12 protein-coding genes are annotated in these 13,969 nt (G+C 50.9%); 7 read left to right on the top strand and 5 right to left on the bottom strand.

What is annotated here, in order from left to right; all coding sequences use genetic code 11:
• Positions 1–246 precede the first annotated feature (246 nt).
• The 6 genes from FS806_RS10190 to FS806_RS10165 all read left to right on the top strand — a co-directional run bounded on the left by FS806_RS10190 (position 247) and on the right by FS806_RS10165 (position 6,274).
• The gene (locus FS806_RS10190) at positions 247–1,599 is read left to right on the top strand and encodes an aminotransferase class III-fold pyridoxal phosphate-dependent enzyme (protein ID WP_144935403.1); all 1,353 of its coding nucleotides are present in this window, start codon (positions 247–249) and stop codon (positions 1,597–1,599) included.
• Positions 1,596–2,339, top strand: coding sequence for an amidohydrolase family protein (locus FS806_RS10185; RefSeq protein ID WP_144935400.1), 744 nt, complete (start codon positions 1,596–1,598; stop codon positions 2,337–2,339). The genes FS806_RS10190 and FS806_RS10185 overlap by 4 nt, the downstream gene beginning before the upstream one ends.
• Positions 2,339–3,031 (top strand): amidohydrolase family protein, encoded by a 693-nt coding sequence (locus FS806_RS10180; protein WP_144935395.1) that lies wholly within the window; start codon positions 2,339–2,341, stop codon positions 3,029–3,031. Before FS806_RS10185 ends, FS806_RS10180 begins: the two co-directional genes overlap by 1 nt.
• 405 nt (positions 3,032–3,436) lie before the next feature.
• Positions 3,437–4,816: an extracellular solute-binding protein gene (locus FS806_RS10175; RefSeq protein WP_144935392.1), complete on the top strand. Its 1,380-nt coding sequence runs from the start codon at positions 3,437–3,439 to the stop codon at positions 4,814–4,816.
• Positions 4,817–5,179: 363 nt separating this feature from the next.
• On the top strand, positions 5,180–5,518 hold the full coding sequence (locus FS806_RS10170) for a PadR family transcriptional regulator (protein WP_144935389.1): 339 nt from the start codon (positions 5,180–5,182) through the stop codon (positions 5,516–5,518).
• 3 nt (positions 5,519–5,521) lie between these two features.
• Positions 5,522–6,274: a DUF1129 family protein gene (locus FS806_RS10165; RefSeq protein WP_144935387.1), complete on the top strand. Its 753-nt coding sequence runs from the start codon at positions 5,522–5,524 to the stop codon at positions 6,272–6,274.
• An 86-nt stretch (positions 6,275–6,360) separates the two neighbouring features.
• On the opposite strand, the gene FS806_RS10160 is transcribed toward FS806_RS10165, so the two are convergent.
• Together FS806_RS10160 and FS806_RS10155 are read right to left on the bottom strand one after the other, a co-directional pair.
• Positions 6,361–7,044: a stalk domain-containing protein gene (locus FS806_RS10160; protein WP_144935384.1), complete on the bottom strand. Its 684-nt coding sequence runs from the start codon at positions 7,042–7,044 to the stop codon at positions 6,361–6,363.
• A 288-nt stretch (positions 7,045–7,332) separates the two neighbouring features.
• Complete coding sequence (locus tag FS806_RS10155) at positions 7,333–8,211, bottom strand: LysR family transcriptional regulator (protein ID WP_144935381.1); 879 nt, start codon at positions 8,209–8,211, stop codon at positions 7,333–7,335.
• A 139-nt stretch (positions 8,212–8,350) separates the two neighbouring features.
• Between FS806_RS10155 and FS806_RS10150 the strand changes: the two genes are divergently transcribed.
• A complete protein-coding gene (locus FS806_RS10150) occupies positions 8,351–9,346 on the top strand; it encodes a DMT family transporter (RefSeq protein ID WP_144935378.1) in 996 nt (331 codons plus the stop codon).
• Positions 9,347–10,013: 667 nt separating this feature from the next.
• Here FS806_RS10150 and FS806_RS10145 read toward each other — a convergent pair.
• The 3 genes from FS806_RS10145 to FS806_RS10135 form a co-directional block, all read right to left on the bottom strand.
• A complete protein-coding gene (locus FS806_RS10145; RefSeq protein WP_260982054.1) occupies positions 10,014–11,603 on the bottom strand; it encodes a response regulator in 1,590 nt (529 codons plus the stop codon).
• Positions 11,604–11,617: 14 nt separating this feature from the next.
• Positions 11,618–13,465 carry a sensor histidine kinase gene (locus tag FS806_RS10140; RefSeq protein ID WP_144935372.1) on the bottom strand — a complete coding sequence of 616 codons (1,848 nt, stop codon included), beginning with the start codon at positions 13,463–13,465 and terminating at the stop codon, positions 11,618–11,620.
• 205 nt (positions 13,466–13,670) lie between these two features.
• Positions 13,671–13,969 (bottom strand): transposase (locus tag FS806_RS10135; RefSeq protein WP_186328308.1); only part of this gene is annotated, 299 nt, incomplete at its 5' end.

Raw genomic sequence — 13,969 nt, 5'->3', positions numbered from 1 at the left:
TCGTAGTATTCAAGTATAATGGAATATGTATGGTACATGTTTTAAATTGTTGTTACCTAAGGATATCGTTCTTAGGACTAATAACAGTACGGCAAGCTTCGCAGATTAAATCGCTTAAACAACCATTAATTGTATCATTGTTCCACCGAAAAGAGAATGGATAACGCGAAAACAATAAAGAGAAAAGCTGCTGAATGGGTTGGAGGAGAGAGAAGCGGGGGGATTATAAGAGGGGAGTAGAGGGACGTGACGGCTGAGAGGAAAATGAGAGGAACGGAAACCGTTAGAGATGTACGAAACCATGGCTCAACCGATGAGGAGGGGGATTCCATCCGGAACGGGACGACGAGCCAGCAATGGAACAACCGCTTAAACAAGGTCATTCCTTGGGGATCAAGCACTTGCTCCAAGGCTCCGGAGCTTCTGCCCGAAGAACCGGGAGTTATCGTGAGAGGAGACGGCTGCAGGGTATGGGATGCGGATGGCAAGGAATATATCGACTTCCGCAATGGTTTGGGGCCGGTTACACTCGGCTATCGATTCCCGGCTGTGGATGAAGCATTGCGCAGACAGCTAGACAGCGGGATTTCGTTCGGCCATCCGCATCCTTTGGAAGCTGAAGTGGCGGAAATGCTGTGTGAGCTTATCCCGTGCGCCGATCAGGTCCGCTTCCTGAAGACCGGCGGGGAGGCCGTGGCTGCCGCGATTCGCATAGCCCGCCATTACACCGGGAGGGACCATATCGTCCAGGTCGGTTATAACGGCTGGCTGAACAGTCTGGCGGCCGGCGGTTCCCAGCTGCCGGGACGAGCGGCTGCCCAAGTGCCGGGAGTTCCGCGGGAGCTCAGCTCGCTCCATCATGCAGCCGCATGGAACGACATTCCGGCCATGGAGCGGCTGTTCGCCGACTACGGCGGACAGATAGCCGCTGTTGTCGTGGCCGCGGATTATGCGGCCATGCAGGAAGGGCCAGCCTATTACCCGGCACTTCGCGAGCTGGCCGGGAAGCATGGTGCGCTTCTTATTTTCGATGAAATCGTGACCGGGTTCCGAATCGCTATAGGCGGGGTTCAGGAGTATTTCGGCGTCGTCCCCGATCTGGCCGTGTTCAGCAAGGGAATAGCGAACGGAATGCCGTTATCGGCCATAGCCGGGCGGAAGGAGGTCATGGGGTGCTGTGACCGCGGCGGCGTGATTATCACCTCCACCTTCGGCGGAGAAACTCTATCGTTAGCTGCTGCCAAAGCGTGCATTAACACTTATGTCGAGCAAGACGTTGTTACCGGCTTATGGAAGCGCGGGGAGAGTATGTGGAAGGGGCTGAACGCTCTCTTTGAGCAACGGGATATTCCACTCTCTGTACAAGGCTTCTGGCCTTGTCCGGCATTCGTCAATCGTCCCGACATGGAAGGGAAGGCGGATGGGAGGCCGAAAGAAGGAATCCGGGAACGGTTCTTCCGGCTGGCTTATCGCCACGGGGTGTCGCTCTACAACATTTCGTATGTCAATTTCAGCCATGGCGAGCCGGATATCGATGAAGCCCTGACGAGACTGGAAAAGGCGTGCGAGGAATTGAACCGGTGGAGGGAAAGCCGATGATCGACGCGCATATTCACCTGGATGGCTCCGATCTTCATCCGGCCACACTGGAGGAAGGGGACCGGCTTGGCGTCCGGCTCTTCGTCGGCAGCTCAATCTGCAATTATGAACACTATCCTACATGGGAACAGGTGCGGCTAGCGAATGACGATATGGTCGCGGTCACCCGCCGCTACCCGGACCGGGTGGCCGGGTACTGCTATGTGAACCCGCGGCACGGGGAGAAAGCGCTTGCGGATTTTCGCCGCCGCATCGAGGATCAGGGAATGATCGGTCTGAAGCTATGGGTCGCGACGCTGTGCAACGATCCGTTGGCCTTTCCCTTCATCGAGCAGGCCATTGCCTATCGCGCGCCCATTCTTGTTCATTCCTGGCGCAAAGCGGTCGGACAGCTTCCGTACGAATCGACGGCCGGTCATGTGGCGGATCTCGCGCGCCGCTATCCGGAGGCCCGTATCATCATGGCCCACATGGGAGGACAGGTGGAAAGCGCGATGAATGTTATAGCTCCATACCCTAATGTAAGTACGGATACGTCCGGCACTCCGATCGGCGCGCATGAGGTCGCCTTAGCGGTCGAACGGCTCGGAGCGGATCGCGTCATTTTCGGCTCGGATCTTCCGGGCGCCTGTCTCGCCAGCAATCTCGGCAAGGTGCTCTGCGCAGGTTTATCGCCGGAGGCAGTGAAGCAGATTACCAAAGGGAACATGAGCAGATTGCTTGAGGAGGTGGCTGGATAATGAGAGATGGCTTGTCTTTCGAATCCTTCGTCAATGGTCGCGGGGTAGACGTCACGGCCTTCATTGGGCAATGGCCGTTTCGCTACTGGTCGCAGGCTTCGGCAGAAGACTTAATGATGATGGCTGACCGACTTGGACTTGTCGGGCTGTGCGTCAGCCATCTGGCCTCCGTCTTCGGCCATGATACCCGTTCCGGCAACGAGGCTTTGCTCGCGCAAGCGGCTGCCGATGAGCGGCTGTGGCCGTTCGTCGTGCTGAATCCGGCCGAGCCAGGCTGGGAAGCGGAGCTCGATTACGCCGAGCGGAATGGGGCGAGGGGCGTCCGGCTGCTCCCGGGCTATCACGGGTATGCGATCAATGGCCAACACGCCGCGGAGCTCATCGCCGCTTTGCGTGAGCGGGGGCTTCCGCTCTCGGTCATCGCCCGTCTGCAGGACGAGCGGCTGCAGCACCCGCGCTACCCGGCGGAAACCGTTCCCGTGCATGCAATTGCCGAGTTGATAGGAACATGCGGAGGCCACCCGCTGTTAATCAGCGGTCTCCGCGATTATGAGTGGGATGCCGTTATGAGATTCAGGACCTCCGATTGGCGGTTGGATCGCGTTATCTTCGATCTGTGGTATATCAACGGCCCGCTCGCGGTTATCGCCCAACTGTGTCAACGGGGGGGGAGCGGGGGCATTCGCTTATAGCTCATGCGCTCCTCTGCAGGAAATGGGAGCGACGGCACTTCAGCTAGCGGCGGCTAATATCAGCGAAGCGGATCGTCTGGCCCTATGTAGAGACAACGCTCTGCGGTTTCTTGGGATGAACGATTGCCCGGTAGGTTGAAATAGAATAAGGAATAGCAAAGTTGAAAGCCGGCTGTCTGGCCGGATTTTATGTTTTTAAAATATAGGAAAGTATAGGTTTCACCTGTCCTATATTTCATCGGTAAATGCGCCTGTCCAAAGGACGGCGATAGCCGTTTATCCTTGCTTCGGCCCCCCTTGCTTCGGGACGAGGCTTGGGTCTTATCTATCTTGACAGGATATGAACCAGAGGATATGATTCTTTCAAATACAGGACATGAGTATAGACGGGTGGTTAGGAAGGTTATGACGAGCAGCAAGCCAAGCCGCACGACATTTCGTGCACGGCTGGATGTTATGATCAACACGTTACGCAGCGATATTGTATCCGGCAAGCTTCCCATCGGCCAGTATTTGCCCTCCGAAAGAGCGCTGGCTTCCGAATTTCAACTGAGTAAAAACTCGGTCCGTCAGGGTCTGGAGCTTCTCGTTGCCGAAGGACTCGTTGAGAAAGTGCCCAGGATCGGCAACCGGGTTACTCAGCCTTATGCAGGGGATAGAATTACCCTTACATTCGGATACTACCCTTCCGTCGTTCGGGAAGCCGATCTGCACGGATTGTTGGATGATTTCCACAGGGAGCATCCGCATATCCGGGTCCGGCCTGTTCCGTTGACCTATGGTGAATATGATGATTTGAGCATGGTTTATATGGGCAATGATGTGCTGGACGTTCTTACCTTAAACCATACCGATTATCAGCGGATTTGTGAAAAGGAGAAGCTATCCCATCTGGAGCCGCTCGAAGCGGAGGATTCGGAAATCTATCCTTTTTTATCGCGGCTATTCACACAGGATGGAGTCAGTTATATCCGGCCGTTTCTTTTTACGCCTGTAATTCTGTGCTATAATCGCAGGCATTTTCGAGAGAAGCAGGTGCTTGAGCCTGACAGCAGCTGGACTTGGGATGATGTCATGCAGGCGGCCGTCAAGCTGAGCGACGGCAAGGACAGGTACGGCTTCTACTTTCATCTTCTGTCGGATAACCGGTGGCCGGTGTTTCTGCTGCAGAGCGGGGAGAAATTCGAGCGTAATGAAGAGGGGCGTTATGCGATCCGCCATACGAAGCTTCAGGAAAGCATGGTTCACTGCCGCAACCTGATCTATCACCAGGGGATTTTCCCGACATTCCTGTCCGAAAGCGATGCGGATGCGGAGCAATTGTTTATTTCCGGCAAGGTGTCGATGATCATGACCACTTATTTAAGCCTCAACCATATGCGGCATGCCAATTTTGACTTCGATGTCGCTCCGCTGCCCTATATGAACGAGGCTAGGTCTTTGCTGGTGGTGATCGGACTGGCGGTTAACCGTCATTCCAAGCAGAAGGAAGCGGCCAAGGTACTGGTCGATTATTTGCTCTCCTATTCCGCGCAGCTAAGGATTCGCAGAAATACGTTAAGCTTGCCGGCCCACAAACGGGCGGCTGAATGGACAGGCAAGGAGTCGCTGCCCCGGCCTTCCCGCTTTCATATGTACCGGGAGATCATTCCCTCGTTTCGTCTGGTGTCCGAATTAAACCTGAGCTTGGATGAGCTGGCAACGTTGCGTAATGAGCTGAAATGGTTTTGGTCTAACATGGAGGATGAGAATTCTTTGTGCCAGAGGCTGGAATCATTACTTTAAAGATTTAAAGGACCGGCACTGGTTCGACTGCCGATCGATTCTAAGGGAAGTGGGGCGGCCGCTTTTTTAAGGCTTAAGCTATTATGGATGGGGCCGGGGGCCACTTAACGACGACATGCAGAGCTGGAACGATTTGAGGCTGCAATGGCGCAGAAGAGCTTGAAATATATGGACAAACGCACAGGTCTCGCTATGGCCTTAACTATGACATGGTTGGCGTGAATGGCGAGACTGTGTGTTTGTATGCCATTATTGTCCAGTGGTTGCTTTATGCTGGCCGCTTTGCTATAATGTAATATAAGATACCTCAGTGATCTTGTTATTTTTTTAGCCAGCTATCTTGTATTGCAAGGGAGTGTGACTATGTCGACATCCACCCAGATGTTGAAGGGGGTACTGGAGGGCTGTTTGCTTGCTGTCATAGCGCGCGGCGAGACCTATGGATACGAAATGATAGAGAAGCTTGAGCGGTTTGGCTTTCACATGGTGAGCGAAGGCAGTATTTATCCCGTACTGATCCGAATGCAGAAGGAAGGTCTTGTTTCCACGGTTATGAAAGCATCGCCTACGGGGCCGAAGCGCAAATACTATTCGATCACCCCGGAAGGTCTGAAGGAATTGGCGGATTTCGAAGCTCGGTGGAAGGAGCTCTCTCAAGCCGTCAATGCGTTATTTGAGATAGATCATACTAAAGGAGGTTAAGCAATGTTATCTAAAAAAGCGGAGAAATTTCTATCCGACTTAAGAATGTACTTGACAACGTACGGTAAGAATGAGCAAGAAATTGAAGACATTGTGTCCGAGTTGGAGGATCATTTCGTTCAAGCGGAGAAGCATGGAAAGAACATTGAGGAAATAACAGGCGGCTCGCCGAAAGCCTATATGGATCAACTGAGAGTTGAAATGAAGACCGATCAGAAGGAAATAATGTCGACGCTGCTGCTCTTCTTCCCGCTGGCGCTGGCCTTCGTAATTCTGCCGGATGCTCTGCAAGGAAACGCAGTTTACACTCTGCTTGATATTATCGGCAATCTGACGGCTTTTGTGATCGGGTTGGGGATGTTTATTCTCTTCCTGCGGTTAGAAAGCTCCAGATCTCTCTCCAAAGCAGTCCGCATCGCGATGTACTGGGTAATAGGGTTTGTTCCCATGGGGATTTTCCTCGGCATCAAGCTGCTTAATCGGTTCATGGATTTAAGCCCCGTATTTATTGCAACGCCGTCCCAGAATTATATGATTGCCGCCGCCTGCGGAGTGTTCCTTATCGGGTATTCGATCTTTGCCAAGACGTGGGTCACCATTATCGTGCCTTGTATTATCATAGTTCCCGACTTTATCGCCGATCTCTTGACGACGTCTCCCCAGGATCGTGCTATAGTCAGTCTCGGAATCATGATTGGCCTGATTGTGCTTTACCTCGTATATTTAGTGATACAAAACAGACGAAAGGCTCAATGATTAAGCATCAATAAGACGAACCCCCGCCTTATGAGGGCCGCGAAGAACGGTCTCCAAGCGCGGGGGTTAATGCCTCTCAATATAAATTAACGATAAGTGCCTGTAGTAAATACTTTGTCGGCTGCAGAGAGGCCACCCTTAAATTCCACCTTCACTTCTTTAAGGCCGCCGATGTCCAGGTCTACCTTCTGGGACGTGCTGCCGGAGAGCATTACATGCTTGATGACCGTATCGTTAGCCCCATACACTTTTATTTCTACGTCTTTCTGAATTTCCAAGCCGAAAAATTGCAGCTCCAGCTTCTGATATTTTCCTTCCGGTACGAGCTTGAAGGACTTCTGTGCGGAATTAATGTCGTCAACGACTATCCCGGCCTTGTAATCCTGGCCATCCTGCACCGTATATTGCTTATCGGTGGTAGCCATGACATGACTGCTGTAGCCCAAGTCCATTTTGACATCGTTCATATGAACAGTGTCTTGTTTCTCGCCGAGAAGGACGGTCTGAGTGTCATTATCCCAGTCTACGGCGGTTCCGAGCGCTTCAGCCACCGCTCTTACAGGCAGATAGGTACTGCCGTTATAAGTGATAGGAACGAGCTTGTTGCCATCCTCATCCTTGGCCGTCCAGCTTTGTCCGTTAATTTTGAAGCTGATGCCCCAGTTGAGGTAGGCGGAGATGTTCTCCAACACTGGAGCGGCTGTTGCGCCAGCGACTAACCCGAACATTAGTGTGGCGGTGGATGCAAATACGACTGCTTTCTTCTTCACTGAAACAACCTCCCGAGTAAATGTTAGGTCCGCAATCCTTTCCCATCTTAAACTAAGCAGACTGGCAATGGGCCGCGGCAAATCTCCTGAATCCCGCCCCATGGGAAAGGTATAAGAATTGCAGAAAACTCCCTTCATTCTAAGGGAAGGGAATGGAAACATCAAGGAATTGCCGATTCCTGTCAGGGAAAATGAGTCTTATCTCTCATGGCTATTCCCGATCAAATGGTATTAAAAGCCTATTGCGCGGGAAATAAGGTCTTGTTATCTCCCGTTTTCGGATAGGGCTTACCCTATGGGGGAAAGCTGCTCCTTTGATGTGGCCTCAATCACCTCTATAAATTTCTGGATGGAATTGGTCAGGAATGATTCCGCGGAGCGAATGAACACCGTGCGGATCTGGCCGATTTCCTCCGGCACCGAATAGGCGCTCACCTTACCCAGCTCGCGAAAGGTGGCGGCCGCAGATTCCGGAACGAGGGTTATCCCCAAGCCGGCAGCTACGCTGCCAAGTATCGTCTCCAAAGTTCCGAATTCGATTTTTTTGACAGGTGTGATGCCCTCCAACTGCAGCCATTGCTCCAGCTTGGAACGGTAACCGCATCCCGAACCGAATACCAGCAGCGGCTTGTTGGTCAATTCATCCAGAGGGCTGGTGGCGCTCTTGTGTGTGACCAGTACCAGCTTCTCCTCGAACGCTTCATGCTGCACAATCTGGGGGTGGATAACCGGACCTGTGACGAAAGCCCCGTCCAAACGGTGGTTAATGACGTCCTGTACCAATTCCTCCGTGACGCCGGTAACCAGTGACAAATCTACCATGGGATAGCGATGATAATAGACTGACAGAATTTGCGGCAGCCGGAAAACCGTCTCTACCGTCCCGATTTCTACATTACCCGCCGGATGGTCGGGGTCTTGAAAAGCGCTTTGCATTTCCTTCATAGTAAAAATAATTTTATCCGAATACTCCAGAAGCCGCTTGCCTTCGGGCGTTAAAGTCATCCCCCGGCTGTGGCGGTAGAATAAGGAAGTATGCAGTTCTTTCTCCAACTGCTTAATTCTGGCGGTTACGTTCGATTGCACGTAATTCAACTGGCGGGCGGCCCCGCTTACGCTCCCTTGCTTGGCAACACTTTGAAATATAATCAGATCGCTAATCTCCATAACCCGGCCTCCCTCCTATCTATCAATAATAATGATAGATTCGTTCATTTTCAATCGTTTTACTTGATGTAAAATACCGGATATGATGGAAAGGCAGATTTTACGGACTACACGATGGATAGGAGAACGAGAGAACAAGATGAAGAGAGACCGTATAGTAATAGGGGGATTGCTTTGCCTGCTCGCCAGTATGTCCTGGGGGGCTATGTTTCCTGTTGCTCACAGCGCACTGAAGCATGTCGATGCGCTATATTTTTCTCTGATCCGGTATTCCGCGGTCACGGTCATTTTAATCGGGCTGCTTTGGTGGAAGGAGGGGAGGGAGGCCTTTCGCCTGGGGAAGGAAGGGAAGCGTCTGTGGTTCTTCGGAACGATGGCTTTCACGGTATATAACTTTGGTATTTTTCTCGGGCAGGACATGCTTGGCACATCAGGCATTATCATCGCCTCGATTATGGAAGCTCTCATGCCGATGCTGACGGTTGTTTTTATGTGGCTGTACAAAAATGTCCGGCCCAGCCGGTTCACTCTGGTTACCGTCAGTGTGGCTTTCACAGGAGTTATTCTTATCATTACTCACGGAGATTTGCATTCTCTGCTGCTGTCCTTCCATCAGATGCTGGCTATCGGCCTGATGCTGATAGCCGTGTTGGGCTGGTTATTGTACACTGTGGGAGGGGAGAGCTATCCCCGGTGGTCGGCCCTGCGCTACTCCACCTTAAGCTGTCTGCTCGGTACAGGCACCTCGGCAGTCATTGTCGCGGTATTGACATGGTTAGGTATTCTGAAGGCGCCGAGTATGGAGACAATCATGCTCATTGGCCCGGAGATGGGCTTTATGATCCTGTTTCCCGGAGTCATTGCTCTACTGAGCTGGAATTTGGGAGTCAAGCATCTTACTCCGATGAACGGAATTTTATTTATTAATTTTATCCCGGTGACCACGTTCGTAGTGAGTGCGGCCCAAGGCTACCAAATGACTCCGTACGATCTGAGCGGAACCCTGCTCGTCATGGGAGCGTTGGTCGCCAACAATCTGTACCAACGGAGGCTATCGAGGCCCGACGGGACACTGCGTCCCGAAAGTGTGGGTGCCGGTCTGACGTCCGCCAAGGCCGAGGCTTCAGCAAGCTAAGGCCTGACCAGACCAGGCTAAAGGCCGCGGTCTTGTGTCCAGGGCACAACTGCACTTCATACCTGCGGGTTTGGAATGAAACTGACGTAACTATCTTGGAAATTAAATCCGCTGGCTTGTTTTCACCATCTGGTGGTGCGGCCAAGCGGCATGAATGGGCGCCTAACTGTATTTCATGCAGGTAAATTCGTTGCAAGCGGAGCGGCACGTCTAACTGTATTTTGTACAGGTAGATTCAAGCGAATGGGCGAAAATTATCAAACTAACTGGATAAACTACAGTTAGAATGGGCAGCTTTGGGCGAAACGGCTGTTTTGGCGCAAACTAGCTGTAGGTTTTCCAGTTAGTTCCCATATTTCTTCCGAATATAGAAATCTAACTGTATGAAATCCATTTAGTTTTCAAATTTCACCCCAGATTCGGAGCAAGCTAGCTGCAAACCGCATGGAATAATTCCCCACATGCCATGAAAAGCGTCTGGTAAGGAACAATTTTACAACATCCCCGAAATTGCTTCATATAGAAGCTTTTCTTACCACATAGGATCGAATAATTTTCCACCCGGCAAAAAAAGCTGCCTCTAATACCGGGTTGTTCATCTTCTGTGCCGGGCTTCAATAGAAACTCCTTTTTACCCGGCCTGCTATCCTTGAGCCTCCCGAGATGCCTAACCCCTTACTTCACCGGGGGTAACTCCCCAATATTTGCGGAATACTTTAGTAAAATAGCTGACATCCTTATAACCGAGCGAGCGCGCCGTCTCCAAAACCTTCGTTCCCTCGTTCAGCCTTTCCATGGCCAGCTTCATTTTCTTGTCCAGCACATAGTGGGAGAATGACTGTCCGGTTTCCTGTTTAAACAATCGCGACAGGTAGAACGAATTGACATATAATCTCTGCGCTATCGTATGCAGGTTGATCGGCTGGTCGAGTTCGGCCTCGACGAATTTCATAATTTCCTCGACAATCTGGTGGCTGTTCGAGCTGCTGAGCTGTTTGGCATAGCGGGTTATGCTGCGGACCGTACTGTACAGCCATTGGACAATCTTCTCCTTCGTCTGCAGAGAATGCAGGTTTTGGAAATAAACATAATTGTCCCCGACGACTTCCTGCATCGCCCAGCCCTGGGAATGTACCGTCCTGACGAACAGGCTGCTGAAATACAGAGCGATCTCCCGCACCTGCTCTACAGATTGCGCCCGATGGATTCCCAGCCGGACCAGTTCATCGACGACTTCAATAGCTTTGTCCTCATTTCCGGCTTTCAATGCATTGGAGAGCATCTTTTCCAATGGCGGATTATACGGAATTTCCGCCATTCTGTCTTTCTGCCCTCGATAGGGGATGGCCAAATCATGCCCGTAAATGACTCTTTCCTGAAGCGCCCGGCGGGCTTGCTGATAGGACTCGAAGATGGATTCCTTGGAGGCGACCGCATTGCCGATTCCCGCACTAGCCGTTACCTTTAAGTATTCCTTCACGAGGACCAGCAGGCGGGAGGTAAGCCGGTGAATCTCCGTCATGAAATCACTGGATTTCCTCTCGTTCTTCTCCATAAACAGCAGGATGGTGGAATCATCGTAATCCTTCAGGACTTGGCAGGGAATGTCGTGTAAGTATTCCTTGGCCATCTGATTCAGGGAGAACCGGAGCAAGGAATTGTCTCTTTCGGTAAAGCGTGTCTCCGTTTCCTCCAAAGGGTCTATATCTACAATGATAACGGCGTAGTACTGGACCGAAGACAGATCGATCATAAGGTCCTGGCTGCGCTTTTCCAGCTCCCATCCGGTATATTGCCCCAGCACCCAGTTTAAATAAAAGTTGCTGCGCAATTCCGGCAGATGATCCTCCCAAGCTTTCTGCAGCTGCTCCTGCTTGTACAGAGCATCCAACTCCTGCTTGATCAATCGCTTGGCTTCCAGAACCGCATTCGTAATTTCCTTGAAGCCGGCCGGCTTTAACAAGTATTTCACGACATTAATTTCCACCGCTTTCTGGGCGTAGGAGAAGTCGTCATAACCGCTGAGGATAATAATCTTGACGCGGGGATTGGCCGCCGTAATCTGCTGGGCTACTGTCAGGCCGTCGACCTCCGGCATCTGGATATCCAGCAGGACGATATCCGGCTTGGTGATCTGGAAGAGCTCCAAGGCTTCGGCGCCGTTTTCCGCTGTTGCGACAACCTCGATGCCATGCTCATCCCACGGGATGTTGCGGGCCATATTGTCCAGCAATTGAATTTCATCATCGACGATCATCAAATCCACGGGCTCTAGTCCTCCTCTTGTCCTGTTCCGATCTCATAGCAGCTTTCCAAGGGAATGGTAATCGTAATGGCCGTTCCGACATTCAGTGTGCTTTCAATCTCCAAATCAGCCTGTTCCTTGTAGAACAGCTTCAAGCGTGCCTTCACATTCCTCAGACCGAAAAATTCATAGTAAACCGGCTGAATCCCGCTAAATTTCGCATAGTCATTATAAGAGACTTTATCCAACTGCCGACGAATGGCCGAGAGCTTCTCGCTGTCGATTCCTTTACCGTTATCTTCCACCGTTAGAATAAGGAGGCCATCCCGTATCCGGCTGGAAATCTTCAGTTCTCCCCCTTCCGGCTTCTTCTCCAGCCCATGAAGGATGGCATTCTCCACTAAAGGCTGCAGAATCAGCTTGAGAAGCGGAACCGGTTTACTCTCTTCTTCGATATCGAAGCGTACGCTGAAATGATCTGCATAGCGCAGCCGCTGAACCGTCAAATAATAGGTTAAATGCTCCACCGTCTCCTCAATGGTAAAGACATCCTTCCCTTTGCTTAGACTGGTCCGGAAAAATTTCGAAAGATTCAGTACCATTTCGCTGATTTCTTCAGCCTCGTAATTTTCTGCTTTCCAATAAATGGAGTCCAACGTATTGTACAGAAAATGCGGGTTAATCTGAGATTGCAGCAATCTCAATTCCGTTTTTGCCATCAATAGCTGCTGTTCATAATTATTTTTGATCAAGTCCCGATGCTCCTTTACCATATCATTGAATGAGCGGGTGACCTTGCCGAAATCGTCCTTTCGGTCCATAGGCAGGCGGGTATTCAAATTTCCCTGCCTCATTTGTTTCATGCCGTAGGCCAGAGAGGCAAGAGGGGACGATATTCCGCGATAGATGACCCATGCAATAATAACGGCTAGAACAATACTGACAGCAACTATATAGTAAGTGTATTGGCTTAAATGATTCGAAGACTGGTGAATGGCATGAATCGGCTGCAGCAGAATAAGAGACCATCCGGTTTCCTTGGAATTAATCCGCCGGATAAACAGCTCATTGTCATGATCCGTCGCCGTTTCGACCATTCCGTTCTTGGTGGTCAGAGTATCGGCCATAGAGGGCAGAGGCTCCTCCGTGGTGGACACTATCAACTGCATATTCTCATTGAACAGATAGACGTTCTCCTGCTCGGAGCCTGACAGATTGCTGATCATCTGCAGCAGCTTCTGCTTGTTGATCGTAAGCATCAGGACATTATTGGCGTCGGGGCTGAAATAATCCATCAACCGCATCAGAGTGACGCTCTTCGGACTGAAGATAGATTCCAGCTCTATATCGTAGCCGGGTTCATTGTGGCGTGGGACTAACCAGATGCCGGCCCCTTTATTATGGCTAATGACCGCCTGATACCATATCTGGGCTTCCAGATCCTCGATGCGCTTTCCTCCGAAACGGGTGGACAGAATAGTGCCGGATGAGGCATGCAGGATCGAAATTTGAGACAGTAAAGGATTAATCGTATTAATGTTGGTTATGCTGGCCAATACTTGACCGAAGTCGAAGTTGGACTGCGGAAGCGTCTTCGTATCCAGTTGGGTCAGCTTCTGATTGATATTGCCGTCCATGGCGACAATCATGGAGAGCTCTTCTACATTTTGTATGGTGAGATCAATGTATTCCATCGCTCCCGACATGGCGTTCTGTATGCGCTCGCTTACTTGCTGGTCGAGGATCGATTTCGATTTGAAGTTGGCATACAAACTAATGAAGACGAGTGGAATCAGAATGAGCAGAAAGTAAACCGTGAGACGAAGCTGGAGGGACTCAACCCACCGATTTGCAAACCAATGCAGTAATTTCATGGCAGACCTCCCAACCGGGAATGAAGTTGATCCTAAATTTCGAAAGCCCGTAATATCAAACACTGAATATAGTGGATCTGCCTCGCGGACTGTAAAAAAGTGGAGGTTTCCCAGTTCGTTCGGTTCAAGTCAACATTATGTGGATACACTTTCCCCCTCCCCAATGAAGAGGCTGCGATTTCTTCCATGTTAAATTTAGGGGTTTTCATTCCAAAAGTGCGATCCTGGCTTCAATTCGTTGCCATGCATACCGGTTTACAAAGTCTTTTGCCAGCTTGAGAATGATGTTGCGGCTATGGCGAATAATCGTTGCTGCGCAGTGGAAGAACTCTAATCGGAACCGAGCGATTGTGTAACCTTGATGTACCGGTTCGCAGCAACTTCGCTTGAATCGCTCGAACAAATTGTAGGCGAGTAATTTGATCAGCAAGTCGAGTTCATTCGCCTCAAATTCGCTCGTCGCAATTCTATCAATGGAGAAGCCGTTCTTCGCTTCCTTGATAT

This window comes from Paenibacillus sp. 32O-W, assembly GCF_007679495.1.
In the GTDB taxonomy this organism is placed as follows: Bacteria; Bacillota; Bacilli; order Paenibacillales; family NBRC-103111; genus Paenibacillus_L; species Paenibacillus_L residui.
The sequence above is the reverse complement of the archived record's forward strand: the minus strand, read 5'-3'. Positions and strand labels throughout refer to the sequence as shown.

Bases quoted from the DNA above. Each gene is read 5' to 3' on its own strand.
- FS806_RS10175 (WP_144935392.1), top strand. From the start codon at position 3,437: ATGACGAGCAGCAAGCCAAGCCGCACGACATTTCGTGCACGGCTGGAT.
- FS806_RS10185 (WP_144935400.1), top strand. From the start codon at position 1,596: ATGATCGACGCGCATATTCACCTGGATGGCTCCGATCTTCATCCGGCC.
- FS806_RS10165 (WP_144935387.1), top strand. From the start codon at position 5,522: ATGTTATCTAAAAAAGCGGAGAAATTTCTATCCGACTTAAGAATGTAC.
- FS806_RS10155 (WP_144935381.1), bottom strand. From the start codon at position 8,211: ATGGAGATTAGCGATCTGATTATATTTCAAAGTGTTGCCAAGCAAGGG.
- FS806_RS10140 (WP_144935372.1), bottom strand. From the start codon at position 13,465: ATGAAATTACTGCATTGGTTTGCAAATCGGTGGGTTGAGTCCCTCCAG.
- FS806_RS10180 (WP_144935395.1), top strand. From the start codon at position 2,339: ATGAGAGATGGCTTGTCTTTCGAATCCTTCGTCAATGGTCGCGGGGTA.
- FS806_RS10145 (WP_260982054.1), bottom strand. From the start codon at position 11,603: ATGATCGTCGATGATGAAATTCAATTGCTGGACAATATGGCCCGCAAC.
- FS806_RS10150 (WP_144935378.1), top strand. From the start codon at position 8,351: ATGAAGAGAGACCGTATAGTAATAGGGGGATTGCTTTGCCTGCTCGCC.
- FS806_RS10170 (WP_144935389.1), top strand. From the start codon at position 5,180: ATGTCGACATCCACCCAGATGTTGAAGGGGGTACTGGAGGGCTGTTTG.